28 protein-coding genes and 2 tRNA genes are annotated in these 22,985 nt (G+C 63.9%); 8 read left to right on the top strand and 22 right to left on the bottom strand.

Going from position 1 to position 22,985, the window contains the following annotated elements; all coding sequences use genetic code 11:
* Nucleotides 1-212 precede the first annotated feature (212 nt).
* On the top strand, nt 213-1,544 hold the full coding sequence (trkA, locus tag BDK88_RS16180) for a Trk system potassium transporter TrkA (RefSeq protein ID WP_130501337.1): 1,332 nt from the start codon (nt 213-215) through the stop codon (nt 1,542-1,544).
* Between the two features lie 12 nt (nt 1,545-1,556).
* Here the strand turns inward: trkA and BDK88_RS16185 are convergent, their stop codons facing one another.
* The 4 genes from BDK88_RS16185 to BDK88_RS16200 form a co-directional block, all read right to left on the bottom strand.
* Nucleotides 1,557-1,766 (bottom strand): hypothetical protein, encoded by a 210-nt coding sequence (locus tag BDK88_RS16185; protein WP_130501338.1) that lies wholly within the window; start codon nt 1,764-1,766, stop codon nt 1,557-1,559.
* Complete coding sequence (locus tag BDK88_RS16190; protein WP_130501339.1) at nt 1,763-3,313, bottom strand: TrkH family potassium uptake protein; 1,551 nt, start codon at nt 3,311-3,313, stop codon at nt 1,763-1,765. The genes BDK88_RS16185 and BDK88_RS16190 overlap by 4 nt, the downstream gene beginning before the upstream one ends.
* Nucleotides 3,314-3,427: 114 nt before the next feature.
* The gene (locus BDK88_RS16195; protein ID WP_008012940.1) at nt 3,428-4,114 is read right to left on the bottom strand and encodes a potassium channel family protein; all 687 of its coding nucleotides are present in this window, start codon (nt 4,112-4,114) and stop codon (nt 3,428-3,430) included.
* Between the two features lie 111 nt (nt 4,115-4,225).
* Nucleotides 4,226-4,471 (bottom strand): hypothetical protein, encoded by a 246-nt coding sequence (locus BDK88_RS16200; RefSeq protein ID WP_130501340.1) that lies wholly within the window; start codon nt 4,469-4,471, stop codon nt 4,226-4,228.
* A 426-nt stretch (nt 4,472-4,897) separates the two neighbouring features.
* Here BDK88_RS16200 and BDK88_RS16205 point away from each other — a divergent pair, with 426 nt between their 5' ends.
* On the top strand, nt 4,898-6,436 hold the full coding sequence (locus BDK88_RS16205; RefSeq protein WP_130501341.1) for a TrkH family potassium uptake protein: 1,539 nt from the start codon (nt 4,898-4,900) through the stop codon (nt 6,434-6,436).
* Nucleotides 6,437-6,464: 28 nt separating this feature from the next.
* On the opposite strand, the gene BDK88_RS16210 is transcribed toward BDK88_RS16205, so the two are convergent.
* Both BDK88_RS16210 and mvk read right to left on the bottom strand, forming a co-directional pair.
* The gene (locus BDK88_RS16210) at nt 6,465-7,205 is read right to left on the bottom strand and encodes an isopentenyl phosphate kinase (protein WP_130501342.1); all 741 of its coding nucleotides are present in this window, start codon (nt 7,203-7,205) and stop codon (nt 6,465-6,467) included.
* The gene (gene mvk / locus BDK88_RS16215; protein ID WP_130501343.1) at nt 7,202-8,188 is read right to left on the bottom strand and encodes a mevalonate kinase; all 987 of its coding nucleotides are present in this window, start codon (nt 8,186-8,188) and stop codon (nt 7,202-7,204) included. Before mvk ends, BDK88_RS16210 begins: the two co-directional genes overlap by 4 nt.
* Nucleotides 8,189-8,303: 115 nt before the next feature.
* Here mvk and BDK88_RS16220 point away from each other — a divergent pair, with 115 nt between their 5' ends.
* Nucleotides 8,304-9,227, top strand: coding sequence for a thiamine-phosphate synthase family protein (locus tag BDK88_RS16220; RefSeq protein WP_130501344.1), 924 nt, complete (start codon nt 8,304-8,306; stop codon nt 9,225-9,227).
* A gap of 114 nt (nt 9,228-9,341) precedes the next feature.
* On the opposite strand, the gene BDK88_RS16225 is transcribed toward BDK88_RS16220, so the two are convergent.
* The 15 genes from BDK88_RS16225 to moaA form a co-directional block, all read right to left on the bottom strand.
* Complete coding sequence (locus BDK88_RS16225; protein ID WP_130501345.1) at nt 9,342-9,758, bottom strand: hypothetical protein; 417 nt, start codon at nt 9,756-9,758, stop codon at nt 9,342-9,344.
* Between the two features lie 183 nt (nt 9,759-9,941).
* Complete coding sequence (rpsB, locus tag BDK88_RS16230; protein ID WP_130501346.1) at nt 9,942-10,748, bottom strand: 30S ribosomal protein S2; 807 nt, start codon at nt 10,746-10,748, stop codon at nt 9,942-9,944.
* The gene (gene eno / locus BDK88_RS16235; protein ID WP_008012924.1) at nt 10,745-11,950 is read right to left on the bottom strand and encodes a phosphopyruvate hydratase; all 1,206 of its coding nucleotides are present in this window, start codon (nt 11,948-11,950) and stop codon (nt 10,745-10,747) included. Before eno ends, rpsB begins: the two co-directional genes overlap by 4 nt.
* Nucleotides 11,947-12,132: a DNA-directed RNA polymerase subunit K gene (locus BDK88_RS16240; RefSeq protein ID WP_008012923.1), complete on the bottom strand. Its 186-nt coding sequence runs from the start codon at nt 12,130-12,132 to the stop codon at nt 11,947-11,949. Before BDK88_RS16240 ends, eno begins: the two co-directional genes overlap by 4 nt.
* 2 nt (nt 12,133-12,134) lie before the next feature.
* Complete coding sequence (locus tag BDK88_RS16245) at nt 12,135-12,329, bottom strand: DNA-directed RNA polymerase subunit N (protein WP_008012920.1); 195 nt, start codon at nt 12,327-12,329, stop codon at nt 12,135-12,137.
* 12 nt (nt 12,330-12,341) lie between these two features.
* The gene (locus BDK88_RS16250; RefSeq protein ID WP_008012916.1) at nt 12,342-12,740 is read right to left on the bottom strand and encodes a 30S ribosomal protein S9; all 399 of its coding nucleotides are present in this window, start codon (nt 12,738-12,740) and stop codon (nt 12,342-12,344) included.
* Entirely contained in the window at nt 12,734-13,183 is a 450-nt protein-coding gene (locus BDK88_RS16255) for a 50S ribosomal protein L13 (protein WP_130501347.1), read from the bottom strand. The genes BDK88_RS16250 and BDK88_RS16255 overlap by 7 nt, the downstream gene beginning before the upstream one ends.
* On the bottom strand, nt 13,180-13,533 hold the full coding sequence (locus BDK88_RS16260) for a 50S ribosomal protein L18e (RefSeq protein WP_130501348.1): 354 nt from the start codon (nt 13,531-13,533) through the stop codon (nt 13,180-13,182). The genes BDK88_RS16255 and BDK88_RS16260 overlap by 4 nt, the downstream gene beginning before the upstream one ends.
* Nucleotides 13,534-13,620: 87 nt before the next feature.
* Nucleotides 13,621-13,705 (bottom strand) — tRNA-Leu (locus BDK88_RS16265).
* A gap of 129 nt (nt 13,706-13,834) precedes the next feature.
* Nucleotides 13,835-14,584 (bottom strand): DNA-directed RNA polymerase subunit D, encoded by a 750-nt coding sequence (locus BDK88_RS16270; protein ID WP_130501349.1) that lies wholly within the window; start codon nt 14,582-14,584, stop codon nt 13,835-13,837.
* 3 nt (nt 14,585-14,587) lie between these two features.
* Nucleotides 14,588-14,977 carry a 30S ribosomal protein S11 gene (locus BDK88_RS16275; protein ID WP_008012909.1) on the bottom strand — a complete coding sequence of 130 codons (390 nt, stop codon included), beginning with the start codon at nt 14,975-14,977 and terminating at the stop codon, nt 14,588-14,590.
* 3 nt (nt 14,978-14,980) lie between these two features.
* Nucleotides 14,981-15,502 (bottom strand): 30S ribosomal protein S4, encoded by a 522-nt coding sequence (locus BDK88_RS16280; RefSeq protein ID WP_130501350.1) that lies wholly within the window; start codon nt 15,500-15,502, stop codon nt 14,981-14,983.
* Nucleotides 15,502-16,020, bottom strand: coding sequence for a 30S ribosomal protein S13 (locus tag BDK88_RS16285; protein ID WP_130501351.1), 519 nt, complete (start codon nt 16,018-16,020; stop codon nt 15,502-15,504). The genes BDK88_RS16280 and BDK88_RS16285 overlap by 1 nt, the downstream gene beginning before the upstream one ends.
* A 73-nt stretch (nt 16,021-16,093) precedes the next feature.
* Nucleotides 16,094-16,176 (bottom strand) — tRNA-Ser (locus tag BDK88_RS16290).
* A 190-nt stretch (nt 16,177-16,366) separates the two neighbouring features.
* Nucleotides 16,367-17,356 (bottom strand): GTP 3',8-cyclase MoaA, encoded by a 990-nt coding sequence (gene moaA, locus BDK88_RS16295; RefSeq protein WP_130501352.1) that lies wholly within the window; start codon nt 17,354-17,356, stop codon nt 16,367-16,369.
* Nucleotides 17,357-17,507: 151 nt separating this feature from the next.
* On the opposite strand from moaA, the gene BDK88_RS16300 reads away from it, so the two are divergent.
* From BDK88_RS16300 to BDK88_RS16320, 5 genes are all read left to right on the top strand, one after another.
* Entirely contained in the window at nt 17,508-18,167 is a 660-nt protein-coding gene (locus BDK88_RS16300) for a helix-turn-helix domain-containing protein (protein WP_130501353.1), read from the top strand.
* Between the two features lie 59 nt (nt 18,168-18,226).
* Nucleotides 18,227-18,448: a hypothetical protein gene (locus BDK88_RS16305; RefSeq protein ID WP_130501393.1), complete on the top strand. Its 222-nt coding sequence runs from the start codon at nt 18,227-18,229 to the stop codon at nt 18,446-18,448.
* 162 nt (nt 18,449-18,610) lie between these two features.
* Nucleotides 18,611-19,216, top strand: a complete 606-nt coding sequence (locus BDK88_RS16310) for a flavin reductase (protein WP_130501354.1) — start codon at nt 18,611-18,613, stop codon at nt 19,214-19,216.
* A complete protein-coding gene (locus BDK88_RS16315; protein ID WP_130501355.1) occupies nt 19,213-20,409 on the top strand; it encodes a M20 family metallopeptidase in 1,197 nt (398 codons plus the stop codon). Before BDK88_RS16310 ends, BDK88_RS16315 begins: the two co-directional genes overlap by 4 nt.
* A 9-nt stretch (nt 20,410-20,418) precedes the next feature.
* Nucleotides 20,419-21,426, top strand: a complete 1,008-nt coding sequence (locus BDK88_RS16320) for a DUF1611 domain-containing protein (RefSeq protein WP_130501356.1) — start codon at nt 20,419-20,421, stop codon at nt 21,424-21,426.
* On the opposite strand, the gene BDK88_RS16325 is transcribed toward BDK88_RS16320, so the two are convergent.
* Entirely contained in the window at nt 21,423-22,883 is a 1,461-nt protein-coding gene (locus BDK88_RS16325) for an RtcB family protein (protein ID WP_130501357.1), read from the bottom strand. The genes BDK88_RS16320 and BDK88_RS16325 overlap by 4 nt on opposite strands.
* Between the last annotated feature and the right edge of the window lie 102 nt (nt 22,884-22,985).

The following is a 22,985-nucleotide window of genomic DNA, read 5'->3' on the forward strand; positions in this document are numbered from 1 at the left end:
TTGCCCGCGGGTTTCGCTATGTGCTCGTACACGCCCAGGTCTTAAAAACACAGTGGGTTAGCTCATCGGTTCGTATCCGCCTCGGTGATGGGGTCTCGCGTGTCCAACATCGCCGGCCTACCGCGCCGCTCAGCCCGTCTTCGCGCATCGTAATCCATTTCCCGGTCGCCCCGAAATACGGTTTCAGTACGCATGCTTTCGGAGGGATCGTCGTGTACGTAATCATCGTCGGTGCCGGTGAAGTCGGGCGGTCGATCGCCGCGAATCTCGAGGACACCCACGACGTCGTCGTCGTCGACCGCGACAGCGACGTGACCGAGGAACTCACCTACTCGCTGGACGTCCTTACCATCCGTGGCGACGGGACCGATCTCGAGGTGTTGCGTGAGGCCGGCCTCGAGCAAGCCGGGCTCGTCATCGCCTGTACCGACAACGACGAGACCAACGCGGTCGTCTGTGGCGCGGCGAAAGCCACGGCCGAGGTCTTCACGATCGCCCGTGTTCGCCGGCGGACGTTGCTCGAGACGTGGCAGGGCTCGCAGGGGGCGTTCGGTGTCGACTTCATGGTCTGTACCGACCTCCTGACTGCACAGACGATCTTCCGGATCTCCGGGTTGCCAAGCGCTCACGACGTCGATACGTTCGCTGGTGGGCTCGTACGCATGGCCGAGTTCGACATTCCAGAAGACAGCCCGATCGTCGACCGGACGGTCAGCGAGGCAGACTGCTATGACTCGCTGACCTTCGCGGCGATCTTCCGGGACGACGAGATGATCGTCACGCGGGGCGACACCGTCATCCGGGCGTGTGATCGGGTCGTCGTCATCGGCAGTCCGGACTCGATGCACGATTTCGCCGACGAGGTCGCGACGACGCCGGACGACACCGAGGAAGTCGTCATCGTCGGCGCGAGCGAGATCGGGTTTCAGGCCGCCCGCGAGTTCGAAGAACACGGCTTCCGGCCGCGATTGATTGAACAGGATCACGAGCGAGCCCGCGAGGTCGCCGAAGCGCTGCCGAATACGATGGTCATGGAAAGCGACGCGACCAACTCCGAGTTCCTCGCCCGCGAGCACGTCGGCGAGGCCGACGTCGTGGTCGCGGCCTTAGACAGCGACGAGAAGAACCTGCTCGTCTCACTACTGGCCGACAGACTCGGCGTCGATCGGACCGTCGCCATTATCGAAACACCCGAGTACGCCGATCTCTTCGAGACCGTCGGCGTCGACGTCGCGGTCAATCCACGCGAGGAGACCGCCGAGGAGATCATCCGGTTTACACGTACTGATCACACCGAGAAAATCGCGATGCTCGAGCACGCTCGTGCCGAAGTCATCGAGATCGAGGTCGGCCCCGACAGCATCCTCGTCGGGCAAGAGATTGCGAAGGCGGCCACCGACCTCCCACACGGCGTCGTCATCGGTGCGATCTCTCGCGGTGGCGAGCACATCACGCCGCGGGGCTCGACGACTGTCCGACCCGGCGATCACGTGATCGTGTTCGTCGACGCGGCCGTGCTCGACGAGGTCGTCGAACTGATCTGATTCTGATCGGCGTCACGCACCCTCGAGAATGCCCCGATAGAGAACGTAACCGACGAAACTCGAGAGATACGCGACCGCGATACCGGTCGTCAGTGCCGACCGTCCGAGGACGGCGATGAGCGCGACGATGACCGGGCCAAGTAACAAGAGCGAATCGAAGACCCGATCTTCGGCACCTTCCTCGAGCGGGTCGCCGACGTACGGCAGGTCGCCGATCCTCATTGGTAGATCCCTCCTCGGTCCAAGACCGTTCGCAAGGTCACCAGCACGGGAATGATCTCGAGGCGACCGATCCACATGTTGAACAGGAACATGACTTTCCCAAGTGTCGGCAGCGATTCTGGGCCGGTGATGCCCGCAGAGAGTCCGACGTTGCCCTGGGCGCTGGCGACCTCGAAGATGACGTTCTCGAGGGTGTACTCGCCCTGTGGGAGGATCACCAGCAGGCCGAAGGTACCGACCGCAAGGAAGACGAACCAGAGGAAGCTAATGATGGCCGCTTCTTCGAACTCTTGGCGGACCTCTCGTTCGTCAAGGCGGCGACCGTTGATTTTCAGCCGGCGAACAGCGGTTTCGGGATAGAAGACCTCCGCGACTCGAAAACGGATCCCCTTGAGAAGTGTGATCGACCGAATCAGCTTGATCCCGCCAGCCGTTGACCCGGCTGCGCCACCGACGATCATCCCAAAGGCCACGATGAGCTGGGCCTGTGCCGGCCACCGGCCAAGCGCCACGTTGGTCGTGTCGACTGCAGTCTGAAAGCCAGCACAGGTCGCCGCCGAGACGAACTGGAAGGAACTGTAGCGAAACGCGGTAAACAGGGTGTCGTACGTTTCGGTGACGGAGACGAGCGCAGTGAGCACGACCGTCCCGGCGCTCATGTAGATGAACACCCATCGGGTCTGGAGATCAGTATAGAAGTTTCGGAGATCTCCCTGCAGGATGAGATAGTGAACCGGGAACGCGATACTGCCAAGCAGCATGATCGGTATAAGTGCGAAGTCGATAGCAGCGCTATCGTAGGTGGCAATCGAGTTGTCGGTGATCGAGAATCCACCGGTCGAAAGCCCGGTCATGGCGTGGTTGATCGCCCCCCAGAGCGGCATGCCGACGACCCACAGTAGCAGGATCGAGACGAACGTAAAGAGGAGGAAGATCCACCAGATCGTCTGGACCGTCGAGACGATACTCGGATGTATCCGCTCGGAGCGGGCTTCGCTCTCATACAGGGTCAACGAGCCACTGCCGGGACGCGAGAGGATCGCTGTCGTGAGGACGATCACGCCGACACCGCCGACCCACTCGATGAATGACCGCCACCACTGGAGCGTTCGCGGCAAGACCTCCTCGTTGTCGGTCATCGTCAGCCCGGTACCAGTAAAGCCGCTCATGCTCTCGAAGACGGCGTTGAGCGGGTCGGTAAACGCTGCGAGCGTCGCCGTCTGAGACGGCGTCTCTATAATCGGGAGGCCGACCTCGAGCGTCCACGCGATGAACAGAAACGGCAGCGAGCCGAAAAGCGCGACGCAGAACCAGCCCGTCGCGGCGATGATCATCCCGTGTAACTTGCTCGGCTGGGCGGCCCCCTGAAACCGCGCTGTCAGAGCATAGCCGATGACGAACGGCACGAGTCCAGAGATGAACAATGCCGGCATCGCCCAGTACTCGCCCCAGACCAACGGAACGAGCAGCGAGACGAACAGGAGGCCGGCCAGCGCCTGAAAGATCCGCCCGAGGTCTCGGCCGATCGTTGCCGCCGCCTCGTTCATGTATCGCTCACTGCCCCGCCGCGGTTGATATACACGTCGAAACCGTGACGTGCTCGAGTCTCCTTTTACAATCGCTGTCGATCACTGCGAGTCTGTCGCCGTCTGGGTCGGTCATCATTTTACCCGGTCCTCGTAGTGGCCGAACACGTTCGTGAGTTCGGGGTCGGCACCGAACCCCGAGTAGACAGTCAGCAGATCGCCGGTCTGGATAGTCGTACTCCCCTGTGGCGTAAGCGGCGACTCCTGTCCTTCGCGTTCGATGGCGACGATCAGAACGTCGTCGGGAATGATTCCCTCGTTTGCGGCCTCAAGGATCGTCTTCCCGACGATCGGCGCGTTTTCACTGACACGGATCTCGAATACCTCCGCCTCCTCGCCGATTCGCATGTAGTCGACGATCGCCGGGCGCGCGACCGACCGATACAGATACTCGGCGATGAGTTCCTGGGGGTTCTCCATCGTGTTGACGCCGATCTGGCGGAACACGTTCATGTGATCGGGATCGTGGACGACCGACACGATCGCGGGAACGTTGTGTTCCTGTGCGAGCAGACAGACCATGATGTTGGTTGCGTCCCGGTCGGTCGTGCTGATCAGGGCGTCGGCCTTCCCGATTCCGGCGTCGATGAGCGCTTCGTGGGCCGTCGCGTCGTCGTTTAAAATCAGACAGTCGTACTCACCGGCGGCCCGATCCGCGCGTTCGGGGTCTTTCTCGATGACGACGACCTCGTTTCCCGATTGGGTCGCGATATCGATCAGCGGGATCCCGATATCACCCGCACCGACAACGATGATGTACATTACGTCGGGTTTCTTCCGTCTCCGATGAAAATATACCGCTTCCCACCAGTCCATCCCACGGCCTTGAGCGACAGTCGACTGACTTCGCTCGGCAGACGGCCGTCACCACCGTTACTGATTCCAAGGTGGTCGCTGCCGTCGTCGCTTCGACCGTTCCTCTGATTCGGCCAGGATTCGCTCGATCGCCCACCCAGCCCATAGAAAGACGATCGCCATGAACGCGGCCATCTCGATCCGGATGACCGACCCGTACCGAACCGTGAGGATGAGAGCCATGGTCGCCACTGCCGCAGCGACGACGCCGAACACGTCGTAAAACGAATGCGGATGGCGAACGCTTGGCATGCGTACGTTCATAGATCACTCTACGCACGGTTCGTATAAAGTACCTGTTCCCGCCTCATACGGACTCCTATCATACTACTGAACAGCAGTCAATACGAAGCCGGTCGGGAATTTGCGGCCGTCACCTATGGGGACGGCCGCATACGTGCGACCGGCTTCACGTCGTTCTGTCCAGCAGTATCAGTCAGTGCCGGCGCACCCGCGACCCGCACTGCGGTCCCACTGGGACATCGGGACAGCAGCCCGTCTCAGTCGGTTGTATGAGTCCAGGACCGGCGCTCGCGGTGGTGATCGGACACAACACACCCTGCCGTACGGAGCGAGCGGCTGCCGGAGCGACGATGCCGGGCAGCGCGTCAGTCACGATGGATTCATTACGACCTTAGCGAAATGCCGTTACAACCGTGTCCAGACGTGACTACGTGAGTGGGGTGTTCTATGCGGCTCCGAACTGAGTGGCGCGCCAGCTTCGCGCTCGTCGGGACCGTTCTCAAGTATCTCTCCGTTCCGTTAGTGATCCCGGTCGTCGTGGCGCTCATCTACGGTGACCCGGTGTTCCCGTTCGTCGCGACGATCGCGCTGACGATCGCCGTCGGCCATGGGCTCGAGCAACTCAGCCCCGAACCGGACCTGCAGATCCGGGAGGCGATGCTGTTCGTCGCGATTTCGTGGCTCGCCGTCGCCGCTGTCGGCGCGGTTCCGTACGTGCTCGCGGGCTGGGGAACCGAATCGACGCTCGCCGATCCCGTCAACGCGCTGTTCGAGTCGATGTCCGGCTTCACGACGACTGGGGCCACCGTCCTCGGGGAGATTTCGCTGGAACAACACTCCCATGCCGTGATGATGTGGCGACAGCTCACCCAGTGGCTCGGCGGGATGGGGATCATCGTGTTGATGGTCGCGATCCTGCCGGAGGTCGCTGTCAGCGGTGCCCAACTCATCGAATCGGAAGCCCCGGGCCCGGAGCTACAGAAACTGACGCCGCGGATCGCCGAGACGGCGCGGATCCTCTGGCTCGTCTACTTCGCCTTTACCGCCGTCTATATCGCGTTGCTCTATGGCTTTCATCTCGCGGGGATGGCCCCCAACATGGGGCTGTACAACGCTATCGCCCACGGGTTCACAACGCTCCCGACGGGCGGGTTCTCCCCAGAGGCCGACAGCGTCGCGGCCTTTTCCGCGATCGTCCAGTGGACGGCGGTCCCCTTCATGATCATCGCAGGGACGAACTTCGCCCTGTTCTGGCACGTCTTCAGCGGCGAGGGCCACCGCTTCGTTCGCAACTCCGAGTTCCGCGCCTACATCGCCGCGATCGCTGGGCTGACCGTTCTCCTCGCCGGGATGCTCTACTCTGGCACCGCACCGGCGCTTGCGGGCCTTGGCGGTGTAACCGAGGGCGTCCTCGAGAACTCGCTACGACAGAGCGCCTTCCAGATTGCGTCGCTGTTGACCTCGACCGGCTACGCGACCAGCGACTTCGTCGAGTGGTCCTCGACGGGAAAGATCGTCCTCCTCTTTGCCATGCTCGTCGGCGGTTCGGCTGGCTCGACCGGCGGTGGCGTCAAGGTCGTGCGATGGCTGATCGTCTTCAAGTTCCTCCGCCGGGAACTGTTCACCGCATCCCATCCCGAAGTCGTCCGGCCGATCCGCCTTGGCGGCAACGTCGTCGACGAGGACGCCATCCGCGGCGTCCTCGGATTCACGTTCATGTATCTGTTCATCTTCGCCGTCGCGTCGCTGTTCCTCGCACTCGATGCCAGTCGCATCGGCTACACACTGACGCCACTCGAGGCGTTCAGCGCCAGCCTCGCGACGATCGGCAACATCGGCCCCGGGTTCGGCTCGGTCGGCCCCTATGGGAACTATCTCGCGTTCCCGGACAGTTCGAAGCTCCTCATGGTCTTTCTCATGTGGATCGGCCGCCTCGAGATCATTCCCGTGCTCGTCTTGCTTACCGGCGGCTTCTGGACCCGCTGAAAACAGTCGTCTTGGCTTCGTTGGGCTGTCAGTCGATCGTCGTCCCTGGATTCTCGCCCTCGAGGAACGTAGCCAGCGCCTCGAGTCCGAAGATCGACGCTTCTGCCTCGAGTGCCAGCAACGTCCGCACTTTGCCGGCCATGCCGCCGGTCACGTCGGTAGCCTCGCTGGCCCCGAGAACGTCGGCGACAGCATCGAAGTCGTCGATCCGGTCGATAACGGCGTCTGCGTCGTCTAACACGCCGGGAACCGTCGAACAGAGCCCGATTCGATCGGCGTCGAGATCCGCAGCGAGTTCGGCCACGAGTTCGTCGCCGCTGACGATCGTCGCACCCGCGCCCGCGTGGGCGATCACGTCACCGTGGAGGACGGGGACGAATCCCTCGTCGAGCATCGTCTCGACCTGTCCGGTCGGGAGCTCGAGCGTCCCATCACGATCGCGGTGGCCCGCCGAGAACGGATGGACCGGCACTGCCTGCACATCGCGCTCGAGCAGTCGACGCAGCACGAACTGATTTAGCGTCTTCATCGCGCCGTGGATGGCGAGCGCTGCGTCCACGTCGTGGGTTCCCGCGGTCGTGCTGACGCCGTGTTCGCTGGCGTTGTGGTGGCCGAAGCTCCCGCCGCCGTGGACGATGACGAGATCCTCGAGTCCACCTTCGAGTGCCGCTGCGATCGCGTCGGCAGCCCGCTCGAGTGCGTCGCCGTCGAGCGTTTCCGGGCGGTCCTTCTCGGTGATGACGCTACCGCCGAGTTTCAGGACGATCATTCGAGTCGCTTCACCCCGTCCTCGGCGAGTTCGGCGCGGAAGGTGTCCTCACAGCCCGGCGTAAAGGACAGCGCCGTCTCGGTTTCGGGCGTCGGATCCAGCGCGACGATGCAGCCACCGCCGCCAGCACCAGTGAGCTTCGCGCCGTGTGCGCCCGCGTCGCGGGCCGCCCAGACCATCGTATCCAGCGACCGCGAAGAGACACCGAGCGCCGACAACAGGCCGTGATTGAAGTCCATGAGCCGGCCGAGTTCCGCGATGTCGCCGTCGGCCAGCGCCTGTTCACCGTTGCGGACGATGTCGCCGATCGCTTCGACCGTGTCTGCCGCAAAGTCGTACTCCTCGCGCAAGTCGCGAACGCCCGCGACCAGCTGGCCGGTATCGCCCGCGCCGCCGTCGAACCCGATCACGATTGGTAGGTCGGGTGCCTCGAGCGACCGACAGTCGTCGCCCTCGACGCGGACCGCGCCGCCGGTCGCCGAACAGAAGGTGTCTGCCCGGGAGGCCTGTCCGTCCTGCACCTGGTATTCGGTCTGGTAGGCCCGCTCGGCGAGTTCGTCGGGCTCGAGCGTGACGCCGAGTTCGCGTGCGGCAGCGTCGATAGCTGCGACGACGACCGCTGCCGAGGAGCCAAGGCCCGCACCCAGCGGAATGTCACTTTCGATCGTCACGTCGAAGCCGACGTCGTCCTCGCCGGTCACGTCGCGAACCTGCGCGATTGCCTCATCAACGTAGCCCATCGCAGCGCTGATCAGCGACTCCGAGACGTCGACATCCGGGCCGTTCCCCGGCGTGCCGTCGTACTCAACGGTAAAGCCGTTCAGACTGAGATCCTCAGCGTGGACGCGGAGCTTACCGTCGTCGCGTCGCTGTACTTCCACCCGCGCTCGCCGCTCGATCGCACACGGGACGGCGGGCTCGCCGTAGACGACCGCGTGCTCCCCGAACAAATACACCTTGCCGGGAGCGCTCGAGAGTGTCATGCCCGGCGATTCGCACGACGACGGTTAATACCTATCTTTGTCTTGGTGCTCGCAGTCGTCGCGGCACCGACGGAACGCAGGCGGAGTTATAACGCTGGGCCCGAACGACGGTCGTATGACACTCGTCTTGCCGAGCGAACTCGTCGTCGATCGGTTCCTGCCGACCGTGCGAGCGATGCTGGCGACGCGACTCGCTGACCGTGGGCTGACCCAGAAGGAAATCGCCGCCGAACTCGGCGTGACCCAGGCCGCGGTCAGCAAGTACGTCGGCGGCGAGGGTGGCGGCGACGACCGCTTTCGCGACGACCCCGAAACCGTCGCCACTGTCGACCGGATCGCCGATGGCCTCGCAAGCGGCGAACTAGACGGCTACGACGCGCTCGCCGAACTCCTCGCATTGATCCGCACCCTCGAGGATCGCGGCCCGATCTGTGAACTCCACGAGGAAGCGATGCCCGAGTTACAGGGACTGGGCTGTGATCTCTGCGTTCGGGGGCTCGATCCCGACGTGCGTGCCGAACGCGACGTGCTCTCGAACGTCCGCACCGCCGCGCGGACGCTCGCTGCGATCCCTGGCATGGCCGACTCGATCCCGAACGTCGGGACCAACGTCGGGATGAGCCTGCCCGATCCAGCCGACGAGACCGATGTCGCTGCGATCCCCGGCCGGATCTACGCCATGGGCGGCCGGATCGAGATCCCGGCCAATCCCGAGTTCAGTGCCTCGAAACACGTCGCGACGGCGATCATCGCCGCCAACACGGTCGACTCGAGTATCCGTGGCGCGACCAATGTCGCTACCGACGACGACCTGCTCGCGGCCGCCACGGAACTGGGTATCGAGCCACTCGAGTTCGACGCCGCCTACGAGGACCGCGGCGAACACCTCAGACGCCGCTTCGAAGAGCGTGGGTCGGTTCCCCGCGTCGCCTACCATCGCGGCGCGTTCGGGATCGAACCCGCGACCTACGTCTTCGGGACGACGGCCGTCGATGCCGCAGAGTTGGTTGCGGGGTTGCTCGAGGACAGTTCGTCGTGAGGTACCGGTATAGGAACACTCGAAACGATTCACACTGATCGCACAGCTGTCATGCGATCAGGTGTCAGTGACTGTCTGTGGCTACTATCGTCCACCGTCGGTCTTGGGTCTGGCTTACTCGTTGCCGCCGGATTTTGAATGGCCACCCGCTCGCTCCTGCTCGAGCGAGTCACAGCCGATGACCAGTCGGTCGGGAATCTCCGTGGCGTTCGCATGAAGGCTTTCGAGAACGACACTCACCTCTTCGAAATTAGGGCCGCGATACGCGCGTAATGGATCGGATTCCCAGTGGACGACACCCTCCGCTTCCAGCAGTGGGAGATGGTGGTGGCACAATCGGAGCCGCAATCGATCGGCCGCACTCGAGGCGCTCCCGTCTACCACCGCTTCCGGGAGTGGGATCGATTCGCCTGCAGAAACGTCGACGAGTTCGTCGACGATCTGCCGCCGCGGTTCGGCGGAGAGGACGGCGAACACTCGATCCCATCGGGAGGTCGCGTTCGCTTTCGTTCGCGACGGTAAACTGACCATGCTGTCGTTGATTCTCCCCCGCTATAGTAAACCTTGCGGGGGTGTGGGGGTTTACGCCACATGTATCATGAGAACAAGCAATATCACTCGTCGTTGTCGTCCGTTGTCCGATTGGAGCGCGGTCGCTATCGTATAGAACGCGCGGTACGGCGGCGAGAAAACGAACAGCGCCGATGTCGAACGTTAGACCGTGCTCTCGAAGTCCTCGAGCGAGTAGGACGGCTCTGCGCCGCGGCGGTCGAGGACCTCGTTTGCGAGCAGCCAGTAGACGACCGAGAGGGCCTTGCGACCCTTGTTGTTCGTCGGGACGACGAGGTCGACGTTGCTGAGCTGGTTGTTCGAGTCACACATCGCGATGACCGGGATGCCGACCGTGATGGCCTCTTTGACGGCCTGAGCGTCGCCGATCGGGTCCGTGACGACGAGCACGTCCGGCTCGATGTAGCCGTCGTACTTCGGGTTGGTCAGCGTGCCCGGGATGAAGCGGCCAGTGCGGGCGCGAGCGCCGACGGCCTCGGCGAACTTCTCGGCCGGGAAGCGACCGTACTGGCGCGAGGACGTGACCAGGATCTGTTCGGGGTCGTAGTTGGCGAGGAAGTCCGCGGCCGTGCGGATCCGGCCGTCGGTCTTCGAGACGTCCAGCACGTAGAGACCGTCGGTCCGGACGCGGTGGATGAACCGCTCCATGTCGGCGGTCTTCTGCTGGGTCCCGATGTGGACGCCAGCGCCGAGGTAGTCCTCGACGGGGATCAGCAGGTCCGCTTCCTCGTCGGACATGACGTCGTCGTCGAGGGTCGGACCGGCGTCCTCCTCGGCGGCGTCGTCGGCTTCTTCGGCCTCGGCCGCGGGGGCTCCCTCGGCGTCGGCGGGCTGTTCGGCTGCAGACTCGACGTCCTCCTCGGCGGCGGGGCCAGCCCCTTCGGCTGGCTCCTCGTCGGTTTCCTCCTCGGCGGCGTCGAGCCCTTCTTGGGTTGCGTCGTTGTCTGTCATGTCGCGTCGTCTGCGATTCGAATGAGCTCGTTTAGCTTTGCAGTTCGCTCGCCGCCGACGGCACCCGTCTTGATGTAGGGGGCGTCGGTCGCGACGGCGAGGTGTGCGATCGTCGCGTCTTCGGTCTCGCCCGACCGGTGAGAGACGACCGAGTCGTAGCCGTTCTCGGTTGCAAGTTCGATCGCGTCGAACGCGTCGGTCAGCGTTCCGATCTGGTTTGGCTTGATCAGGATGCTGTTGGCCGCGTCGCGATCGATGCCCTCGACGAGACGGTCGGTGTTCGTGACGAACAGGTCGTCACCGCAGATCAGCGTCTGATCGCCGACTTCGTCGGTGAGGTCTGCGAATGCGTCGTAATCGTCCTCGTCGAGCGGGTCCTCGACGTAGACGAGGTCGTACTCCTCGACTAACTCGGCGATGTACGCGATCTGCTCGTCGGTGTCGCGGCTCCCGTCGCTGTACTCGTAGGTACCGGAATCGGCGTCGTACAGCTCGGCACCGGCGACGTCGAGGCCGAATTTGATCTCGAAGCCGACCTCGTCTTCGACCATCGAAACCGCCTCGTCGACGATTTCGAACGCGTCGCCGTCGTCGATCGACGGTGCCCACGCGCCCTCGTCGCCCTTGCCACAGGGGACGCCGCGCTCGGACAGCAGGTCAGAGACGGCGGCGTGGACGGCCGCGTTGGCAAAGACGGCGTCTTCGACGCTCGGTGCGCCGACGGGTGCCGCCAAGAACTCCTGAATGTCGGTTGCGTCGGCAGCGTGTTCGCCACCGCCGACGACGTTACCGAGCGGAATCGGGAAGTTGTTGCCGCGGAACGTCCCACCGAGATGCTGGAACAGCGGGGCACCGAGCACGTCGGCACCGGCCTTCGCGGCGGCCATCGAGATGGCGACCGCGCTGTTGGCACCGATCTCCGAAAAGTCGTCGGTACCGTCGGCAGCGTGCAGTGCGGCGTCGACGTCACGCTGGTTGCCCGCATAGACCTCGCCGACGAGCCGCGGCACGGCGTGTTCTCGAGCCGCAGCGATCGCCTCGGACGGCGGCCGCTCGACGGCTTCGTACTCGCCAGTGCTGGCACCGCTCGGTGCTGCAGCACGGCCGAAGCCGCCGCTTTCGGTCACGACATCGGCTTCGACCGTCGGATTGCCTCGCGAGTCGAGGATGCGTCGCAGTCGGATATCTGTGATGAGTGTCATTTACGATCGTACCCCCGCTTGACGGTAAACGGCAACACGCCAGCGTCGTACTCCTCGGCGGCGATGAGGATCGGTTCCGTCTGCTCGGTTTCGATCAACACCGGCGCGCCATACGAGACCTGCAGCGCTCGCGCGCCGAGGATGCGTGCTTTCTCGTAGCGGTTGTGCTGTTGTTGTTGCATTGTTACTGGTACGGGGAGACGATGTCGACCAGGTCTTTGTGACTGACGAGCATCCGCCGACAGCAGTAGCGGTCGACGCCGAGCTCGTCGAGGACCTTTTCGGGGTCCTCGTCGCCCTCGTTGGCTCGTTCGTCGAACTCCTCCCAGTGTTCGCCGACGACGTTACCACAGGTGAAACACCGGACCGGTACCATCATGCGTTGATCACCTTAGCGGTAGGACTTCTGGTAGCGCGCCCGAGCGCCCGGGCCGCCCCATTTCTTGGGTTCGGACTGGCGAACGTCGTTGACCAGCAGCGACCGGTCGAACTCCATGAACGCGTCGCGGAGTTCGGCGTCGTTGGTGTGCTGGACGATGCCGCGTGCGATGGCGGTGCGGACGGCGTCTGCCTGACCGCTGATGCCGCCTCCCTCGACGCGGACGTCGATGTCCATCTCACTACGCAGGTCCTCGCCGACGATGCGGAACGGCTCGAGCATCTTGAGCCGGGACATCTCGGGTTCGACCAGTTCGACGGGCTGGGAGTTGATTCGAACGCGACCCTCGCCCTCGTGGACCGTCGCTCGCGCGACGGCCGTCTTTTTCTTGCCACTCGTGTTGGTTACCATGTGACGTTAGCACCTAACTGTTCGGACACTTCGTGTAGGTGGACGAAGCGGATGTTCGATAGGCGATCCAGCGACGTTCCCTCGAGCACTTCCGAGTCGCGCTCGTCGTCGTCCTCGTAGGGGTTGCCGACGTAGACGCGGACGCTGTCGAGCGCTTCGCGGCCGCGGGGTTTCTTGTACGGCAGCATGCCGCGGACGGACCGCTTGAAGATCGTGTCCGGTCGCCGCGGGTAGTATGGCCCGCTGTCGGAGCCAAGCTGTAGTCGCGTGCGGTACGTCTCGAAGATGTCTTCTTTGTCGCCGGTGATGACCGCGTCCTCGGCGTTGACGATCGCGACGCGCTCGCCGTCCAGCGCGCGCTGGGCGACTTCGCTGGCGACGCGACCGAGGATGCAGTCACTGGCGTCGACGACGGTATCGGCGTCGAACTCTGCGAGACTCATCGAATCACCCGGACGTCGGAGCCTTCTGGGTTCTCTTCGAGCGCTTGCTCGAGCGGTACCGGTTCGCCGACCTGTTCGATCTTCGTCTCTGCGGACGAAGAGAAGTTGACGGCGGCGACGGTGACGTTTTTCTGTAGTGCGCCGGAACCCAGCACTTTGCCGGGAACGACGACAGTCTCTTCTTCGCGTGCGTACCGCTCGATGCGGCCCAGGTTCACCTCAGCGTGGGTGCGCCGGGGCTTCTCGAGTCGATCCGCAACGTCTCGCCAGACGTCGGCGTCCTCTTCGCGGGACGTCGACTTCAGCTCGGCGATGAGATCGGTGAGCCTCGGATTAGTCTTGCTACTCATTGGTTTCCTCCAAATACTGCAACTGTTGGCACGTCGACGACACACGCGTGTGTCTCGTCGACGGTGGAATCGATTCGTGAGAAGTGATGCAGGGAGCAGGATTTGAACCTGCGGACTCCTACGAGACAGCGCCCTGAACGCTGCGCCGTTGGCCTGACTTGGCTATCCCTGCTCGCACTTCCACGTATCCGTCGCCCCTTCAAACCCCTTTCGATTCCAGTGGACGAGCGCTCGCCGATCTCGTCGCTCACGGCGTCGGCGAACGGCGCGTCCTGATCGGGTCGGGGGCGTCGGTTCATATCTATAGCTGTACTGCGTCTTCGAGTTCGGTCGCGCGCGCTGCGATCGTCTCTGCAGCTCGCGTGACCAGCTCTTCGACGGTAAAGGAGCCGTCCGTCTCCACGTGGAAGACGAAGGCGTTGGGCACGTCCTCGACCCGGACCTGCTTGTCCGGGTATCGGTTCGAGAGGTCGTGATCGAACTCGCTCGTGGGAACGAGTTCGCCGTCGTCTTCGATCACACCGCGGATGATCCGGCGTTCCTGTTCTTCGAACTCGGGGAGATCACCGTCGACCTCCACGCGCTGGAGGTGTCGGTAGCCGACCGCGACCCCGCCCTGATGTTTGGCGTGGTCTTTCCCGCGGTCTAAGACGGCGTCGGCCTCGGCCTCGAGGCGCTGGTCGTCTTTGAGTTCGATGATTGGGATGTTCTCATCCGCGGGCTGGACGAGCTCGTCGCTCGAGACGAGATCGCCGGAGTAGGCGGTGGCCGGCCCTTCGACGTCGATCGAGAGCGTGACGGTGTCGTCCTCGGCGAACTCGCCGACCGGTGGCGTCGTCAGTGGGACGAGCCCGAGCCGTAAGGCGAGTTGCTCGTCGAACATCACCGACGAGTTCTCGACGAACCGGACGGTGTCGATCGCCATCGTGGGGACGTCGGCGACCATTGCGCGACGAATGCCGTTTGCGAACGCGGGCGTCACGCCCCGAACGAGGAATCGTGCCTCACGATCCTCGCGTTCGACGAACTCGACGTCGTACTCCTCTGTCATGATCTAGTAGCCGCCCTTGCCTTTGGGTGCGCGCGATCCGTCGTGTGGGATCGGCGTGACGTCCTCGATGCGCCCGATTTCGATGCCCGAGCGCGCGAGCGCGCGGATCGTCGCCTGCGCACCGGGACCGGGGGACTTCTGGAGGTTGCCGCCGGGGCCACGCACGCGAACGTGCAGACCCGTGATGCCGGCCGCTTTGACCTCTTCGGCGATGGACTCGGCCATCTGCATGGCCGCGTACGGCGACGCCTCGTCGCGGTTCTGTTTGACCGCCGTCCCACCGGAGGACTTGGCGATCGTCTCCGCGCCCGTGAGGTCGGTCACGGTCATGACGGTGTTGTTAAACGATGCGTGCACGTGGGCAATGCCCCACTTGTCGTCGTCCTGGCTCATGGTTTACTGACCCTCCGCGCGTTCGGGGTGAAGTTCGTCCGCGAGCGGACTGTTCTCGTCGAAGGCCACCAGGTCCTCCTCGTCGATGTCGACGACGTAGGATGGGACGCTGTGGCGCTGGCCGTCGACCACGATGTGACCGTGGCTGATGAACTGCCGAGCCTGCTGGGTCGTGTTCGCCAGTCCGGATCGGTAGACGACCGTCTGCAGTCGGCGCTCTAAGACGTCCTCGATCTCGAGCGACAGGACGTCGCCGAGTTCGTCGGTCTCGTCGAGGATGCCGACGCGCTTGAGCCGACCGAGGAACTCCTCGGAGCGGCGGATGACGGTTTCGTCGCCTTGGGCCTGGCCGAGCAGGTCACGGGCCTCGCGCCGGTAGGAGCGAAGCTCGGACTGGGCACGCCAGAGTTCTTCTTTGTTCTTGAGGCCGTAGCGGTCGACAAGGGAGTGTTCGGAGGCGATGCGTTCACCCTGGTAGGGGTGATTCGGCGTCTCGTACTGCTTGGTGTCGGTGCCGAGTGGCATTATTCGCCCTCACCTTCTTCGCCGCCTTCAGCCTGTTCTTCGCGGATCTCTTCGACGTTGACTCCGATGGTGCCCTCCGTACGACCGGTGGACTTGGTGCGCTGTCCACGGACCTTCTGGCCGCGCTTGTGGCGAACGCCCTTGTAGGAGTCGATCATCTTCATCCGGTTGATGTCGTGCTGTCGAGTCAACTGAAGATCGTTGCCGATCTCGTGGGTCGTCTCGCCGGTGTAGAAGTCCGCCTGGCGGTTGTTGAGCCAGTCAGGTACTTCGTTGGCGTAGTTCTCGACGACCTCGACGACCTCGTCGATGACGTCGTCGTCGAGTCGGCCGAACGTCGCCGTTCGGTCGACGCCCGCTTCGTCAGCGATGAGTCGGGCGGTCCGGCGACCGATCCCGTTCATCTCCGTGAGCGAGCGCTCGACGGACTTCGTCCCATCGAGGTCGGTTTGCCCGATGCGGACGAAGTAGCGGAGATCTTCGTCGTCTTCTTGTTCTTGAGGTTCTTCCGCGCTCATGATGTCGTGTATCTGTCTCTAGTCTGCGTGCGGTGCAAATCGACTGGCGGGAAAACGCCAGTGAAGGATCCGACGTTGTGGCGGGGATTCGAACCCCGGAGGCTTGACGCCACATGGTTAGCAACCATGCGCCTTGGGCCGCTTGGCTACCACAACACGGTCGGTCTATCATCGCCCTCCCGGACTCGGGGATCGCTCCCCTACACGTATTGCACTCGCTCCTACCCCCGTCGAATACTTAAGGGCAACGAAAGACAGCGGCCGATTGTGTGACGCTCTTGCAGAATCTGTCGCGCTCGAGTCCCATCCTAGTGGCCCAAACGCCTCCAGCGCTGGAACTCGATGGTTAGGCCTCGGCGTACTCCTCGATGTACTTCTCGTTTAGCTCCCACTCACCCTCGTCGTTTCGAATCAGGTACTCACCGTAGTAGGGGACCCGGTTGGCGACGACGTCGCGGAACGCCTCGCGGATCTCGGAGGTGGTCATCTCGCCCATCGATTTGAGGTCGTCGTTGCGATTCAGACAGCCCTTCAAGTAGCCCTCGTGGGTGACCCGAACCCGATGGCAGTTCGCACAGAACGTCGGGTTCTCGACGGGGTCGACGATCTCGACCATTCCTCGACCCTCGCCGTCGTCGTTGCTCACCCAGTAGCGTTTCCGGTCGTGCATCTCCCGATGTTCGATCTCGTCGGCCTGCTCGGCCAGCCAGCCGTGGACCCGCTCGATCTCGATGTTCCACTCCGGCTTGCCAGTCAATTCGGGCATGTACTCGATCAACTGCAGTTGGAGCCCGTCGTTTTCGGCGACATGATCGACCATCTCCGGCACGTAGCCCGCCGTATGCTCGAAGACGACCATATTGAGTTTGACCGGGTCCAGCCCTGCGGAAAGCGCTGCCTCGACGCCTTCGATGACCTTCTCGTAGGCCCCGCTTTTCGTGATCTCGGCGAAGTCAGCCGGATCGAGCGCGTCCTGAGAGACGTTGACCCGTTCTAAGCCGGCGTCTGCGAGGCTCTCGGCGCGGCCGGGGAGAAAGGAGCCGTTCGTGGTCAGCGAGACTTCCATCTCGTCGGGCGTGCGTGCGATGATCTCCTCTAGGTCCTGTCGAAGCAGCGGTTCGCCGCCGGTGAACTTGACTGCCTCGACGTCGAACTCGGCAACGACCTCGAGAAAGCGGACGACATCGTCGGCGCTCATCTCGTTGTCCGCCGGCTCCATCGGCCCACGGGTGTCGCCCAGCCCTTCGTTGTGACAGTAGACACAGTCGAAATTACACCGATCGGTGAGGGAGACACGGACGCCGGTTACCTCCCGCCCGAATTCGTCGGTGAGCATGCTACTCGTTTGCATCCGAATCTGCTTAAGTGCGCCGGCATGTTCGGAGTCTCGTAACCGATTTCGGTTGCAGGGCAGCGTGTGCCGCGCCGGACGGTCGCAGAGCGTGCTCGACCCCACTCTCATGCCGCTCCGTGTGGTTCCCTCTCCCATGAGTACCATCGCGGAACTCGCCGTCCCTGCCGCCGAGGTTGCACTCGGTGACACGCTCGAGGCGGTGCCCGACGTCGACGTGGCGGTCGAACGCGTCGTCGCCGCCGATCCGGGACACGTCATGCCGTACGTCTGGTTTGCCACCGATTCATCGACGCTTGCAGCCGTCGACGACGCACTGGCAGCCGATCCGAGCGTCGACGACGCGACCCGCCTCGTCACTCGTGACGACACCGCACTGTACCGGATCGAGTGGATCGACGACGTCGCTGTTACGGTCGCTCTGTTGACCGACGCGCACGCGACGGTGCTCGACGTAACCGTCGAGAAGACGCGGTGGCAGTTCCGCATGCTTTTCGACGACCGGGCAGCACTCTCGCGTACCTACGAGTTCGCGACCGAGCAGGGACTTTCCATCGAGATCTTGCGTATCAACCGACTCGAGGAGCGTCGCCATGGCCGGTTCGGCCTCACCGACGCCCAGTACGAATCGCTGATCGCGGCCCTCGAGTACGGCTATTATGAGATTCCCCGCGAGATGGACATGGACGAACTCTCGGACGAACTCGACATCTCCCATCAGGCGCTCTCTGAGCGGCTTCGCCGCGCCCATCGGACGCTCGTCGAGGAACTCGTCACGCTCGACGAGCTGTCGTGACGGGCGACCCGGAGCCGAACCGGCAGAAAACCTACCTCGCCCACGCTCGAAGCCGACGTATGGACGAGGACATGCTCACAGACCAGCGTCGGCTCGTCGAGCTCATCGAAGCCGAGGGCTGGGAGGTCACCGATCTCGAGCTCTCGGCATACGACAGCCCGTGGGCCGACGAAGACGATCCCGAGGCGACGGTCACGATCACGGCGCGAAAACCCTACGAGGGAGAGTCGACTGGGGACGAAGACGACAGTGACGACGAGAACCCGTTCCGACTGAAATAGTCCAGCGGCATCGACCGCTGGGCGCTCGCTCGCGTTCACGCACGGCCGTCGATGGCGGTGTCCGATCTGATCGACCTTCAAATGGCCGCGTTATTCCAGCGTTCGGATAACTAACACAACCAGTATTGGCCGTGGGTGTCTATGTGACTCACGGCCAACCGAATGACTCTCTCGAACGATCCCGACCTCATCACGTTGCAGCCGGACCAATCGTTCTTCGAGACGCTATATACGGCGGCACCGCTGGTGATCGTCGGGACGCGTGACGAAGACGGCTCGGAGGATTTAGCGCCGAAACACATGGCGATCCCGCTGGGCTGGTCGGACCAGTTCGGGTTCATCTGTACGCCCGAGCACAAAACGTACCGGAACGTCGAGCGCACGGGAGCATTTACCGTCAGCTACCCTCGGCCCGACGACATCCTCGACGCCAGCCTCGCCGCGGCACCCCGAAGCGCCGAGGGCGACAAACCCTCACTGACGGAAATCGATACGGTCGACGCCGACGCCGTCGATGCGCCCGCCGTGGCTGATGCCTACGGCGTCCTCGAGTGCGAACTCGACCAGATCGTCGAGTTTGACGACGGCGAACTCATCGCCGGCACGGTCGTCGGTAAACACGTCCATACCGACGCCTACCGCAGCGACGACATCGAGCCCGAGACGCTGTTAGAGCAGGCCCCGGTGTTGGCACACCTCTACCCCGACCGGTTCGCTTCGATCAACGAGAGCCAGGCGTTCCCGTTCCCGGAGGGCTTCAAGCGATGACCGCCTCGGAACCGGAGCCTGAATCCGCCGCCGAACAGCGGATTCAGGAATGGGCACACGCACATCGCGAGGACCTGTCGCAGTACCTCCTCGAGCTGGTCGAGCTTGAGACGCCCACGGAGAACCCCGAGACGTTCGACGACTTCTTCGAGCGGCTGGCGAGCGACCTCCGCGACAGCGGGCTGGAGACCGAGCGCGTTCCGGGCGACGAGACCGGCGGCCGGCTCGAGGCGTGGTCGCCGGGCCGAGACGATGCCGACGAGATCCAGCTCGTGATCGGGCATGCGGACACCGTCTGGCCGCTGGGCACCGCCGAGGAGGACCCACCCGAAGTTCGCGACGACGTCCTCGAGGGCCCGGGCGCACTCGACATGAAAGGCGGCCTAGCACAGGCCGTCTTCGCGCTCCGTGCCCTCGACGAGCTCTCGCTCGAGCCGTCGCTGCCGGTTCACGTCCTCGTCTCGAGCGACGAAGAGATCGGGAGCCCCGAATCCAAGTCCCGGATCATCGACCTCGCAAAGCGGGCGAACCGCGTGTTCGTCCTCGAGCCCGCCAGCGGCCCAGAAGGCAAGATCAAGACCGCACGGAAAGCGGTCGGCCACTTCACGGTCACGATCGAGGGCAAGGCTGCCCACGCCGGGCTCGAGCCCGAAGAAGGGGCCAGCGCGACGGAGGAACTCGGGACCGTCATCCATCGGCTCCACGAACTCACCGACATCGACTCGGGTATCACCGTCAACGTCGGCCAGGTGGAAGCGGGACTGCGATCGAACGTCGTCGCGCCGGAGGCACGGGCTGAAGTCGACGTCCGCGCACCCACCGACGAGGCAGCCGAGGCCGTCGCGGCGGAGATTCGCTCGCTCGAGGCGACGACGCCGGGGACCGAACTGTCGATCGACGGCGGATTCGGGCGGCCGCCGATGGAGCCGACGGCAGGCAATCGACGCCTCTGGGAACGCGTCCAGACGCTCGGAGACCGACTCGGACTCTCGCTCGAGGGGACGCGCTCGGGTGGGGCAAGCGACGGCAACGACGCCAGCCAGCACGCGCCCACGATCGACGGGTTCGGCGCGGTCGGCGACGGAGCCCACCAGACCTTCGAATACGTGGACCTCGAGGCACTCGTCGACCGGGTCGCGCTGCTTGCCGCCTGTTTGCACGACGAACCGCTTCCAACCGACTCACAACCCTGAATTTTAGACATGCACGCAGACGTTCATACGTCAGTCACACGAATCGCCGACCTCGAGCACCGTTCGTACGACATCGAATCCCAACCCACGTCGGAGTGGGAGACGGGAGATTACGTCTTCGCCCGCGTGACCAAACGCCCCAACCCCGGCGTCAGGGTCGAGAACCCACAGGGCCGACGCGTCGAACTGATGGAGGGTGAGACGATCGTCGGCGCGCTGGGGACCCGTCGCGCGACCCGTGAGCTGGTCGGCAGCTGGCGGGATGTCGGCGACGATGGCCTGTTGAATATCCTGACCGGGGGCGGCGTTCTCGGTCGCGTCACCTCGGCGTCGCCGTTCAGTAAGTCGCCGGTCGAAGTCGAATACGAGGGCCACGTCGTCGTCGACGACGACATCGCCCGGATGCGCGAGTACGGCCTGACGGCGACATCGACACCCTCTAACGTGCCGGTCGTCCTCGTCCTCGGCACGAGCATGTCAGCCGGCAAGACCATGACCGGCCGGGTGATCACCCGCGTACTCGTCGAAAACGGGTACGACGTCGCCGCCTGCAAACTGACGGGCGCGGGCACCTACGGCGACGTGTTGTCGATGGAGGTCGCGGGCGCAGACCCCATCTACGACTTCGTCGACGCGGGCCTGCCGACGACGGTCGTCCCAGAAGACACCTTCCGAGAGGCTGTCCGGCCTGTCTTCGATCGGCTGCAGGAGTCGGACGTTATCGTCGCAGAGGTCGGTGCCAGCCCGCTCGAGCCATACAACGGGGAAGCCGTCGTCGACATGCTCGAGGATCACGTCGCGTTCACAGTCCTCTGTGCGTCCGACCCCTACGCAGTCGTCGGGATCGAGGAGGCGTTCGGGCACTCGCCCGACCTCGTGGCGGGGATCACGACGAACACGACCGCTGGCGTCGACCTCGTCGAGGAACTCGTCGACTGTTCGGCACTCAATGTCCAGAACGAGGCGGCCAAGGAACCGCTCGAGGAGTTGCTCCTCGAGGCGCTGGCCGACGCTTAGCCTTTGATGTTACAGACGGGGAACGTCCGCGCGACCTTGTCGCCGATGCCCAGTTCGTCCGAGACGCGGACGACCTCGTCGACGTCCTTGTAGACGCCCGGCGCTTCCTCGGCGACCGTCGCGCCCGACTGGGCCTTGACGTAGATCTGCTCCTGTTCCTCGAGTTCCTGCTGGACGTCGCCGCCCCAGTACTCGTTTTTGGCCTGCGTGCGGCTCATCAGCCGGCCCGCGCCGTGGGCGGTCGACCCGAACGTGAGATCCATCGAGTTTGCGCCACCCCGAAGGACGTAGCTGCCCGCACCCATGCTTCCGGGGATGATGATGGGCTGGCCGACGTCCCGGTAGGCTTTCGGCACGTCGGGATGGCCGGCGGGGAACGCTCGCGTCGCGCCCTTGCGGTGGACGTAGAGTTCGCGCTCCTCGCCGTCGACCGTGTGGGTCTCCTTTTTGGCGATGTTGTGGGCCACGTCGTACAGCAGGTCCATCTCCATGTCCTCCCACGAGCGGTCGAAGACGCGCTCGAAGACCTGCCGCGTGCGGTGCATGATCAGCTGGCGGTTGACCCACGCGAAGTTGATCGCCGCGTTCATCGCGCCGTAGTAGTCCTCAGCCAGCTGTGAACCCGCGGGTGCGGCCGCGAGTTCCTTGTCTGGCAACTGGTTCAACAGCCCCTGGTGTTGCTGTTCGATCTTCCGCAGGTAGTCGTTACAGGTCTGATGGCCCAGCCCGCGCGAGCCACAGTGGATCAAGACGACGATCTGGTCTTCGGAAAGGCCGAACGCCTCGCCGACCTCGTCGTCGAAGACGTCGGTCACGCGCTGGACCTCGAGGAAGTGATTCCCCGATCCCAGCGAGCCGATCTGGTTCTTCCCGCGGTCTTTGGCCTTCTGGCTGATCTTCGAGGGATCAGCACCCTCGCGCATCCCTTCGTCCTCACAGTGGAGCAGGTCGTCCTCGACGGCGTAGTCGTGCTCGAGCGCCCAGTCGACGCCGCGGGCGAGGATCTCGTCGACGGTGTCGACGCCGGCCTCGACGACTCCGCCGCCGCCGAGTCCCGACGGAATGTTGGCAAAGAGAGAGTCGACGAGTTCCTCCTCGTGACCACGAAGGTCGTCGTAGGTCAGGTTCGTCCGCATCATCCGGACGCCGCAATTGATGTCGTAGCCGACCGCTCCCGGCGAAATACAACCGTTTTCGGCGTCGAGCGCACCCACTCCGCCGACCGGGAAGCCATAGCCCTGATGCCCGTCGGGCATACAGATCGCGTGGTTCGTGATGCCGGGCAGATGGGTCGTGTTTTTGATCTGCTCTAGGGTCTTGTCCTCCTTGATTTCCTCGAGGAGCGCTTCGCTCGCGAGCACCCGTGCGGGAGCGCGCATGCCGTCTTCCTGGGGAATCTCCCAGACGTACTCGCGCACCCGCTCGAGCGTGATGCCGTTTGCGTCGAAGGTGGTCATACGCGAACGTCCGTCCGCCGTCAAGAAAGATGTTCGTCTCTCGCATCGCCGATCGGCCGCTGGCCTGCGGTTCGGCGTTCCGGGTCGGCGTCTCGAGACGAC

The organism is Natrinema hispanicum (genome assembly GCF_004217335.1).
GTDB lineage: Archaea > Halobacteriota > Halobacteria > Halobacteriales > Natrialbaceae > Natrinema > Natrinema hispanicum.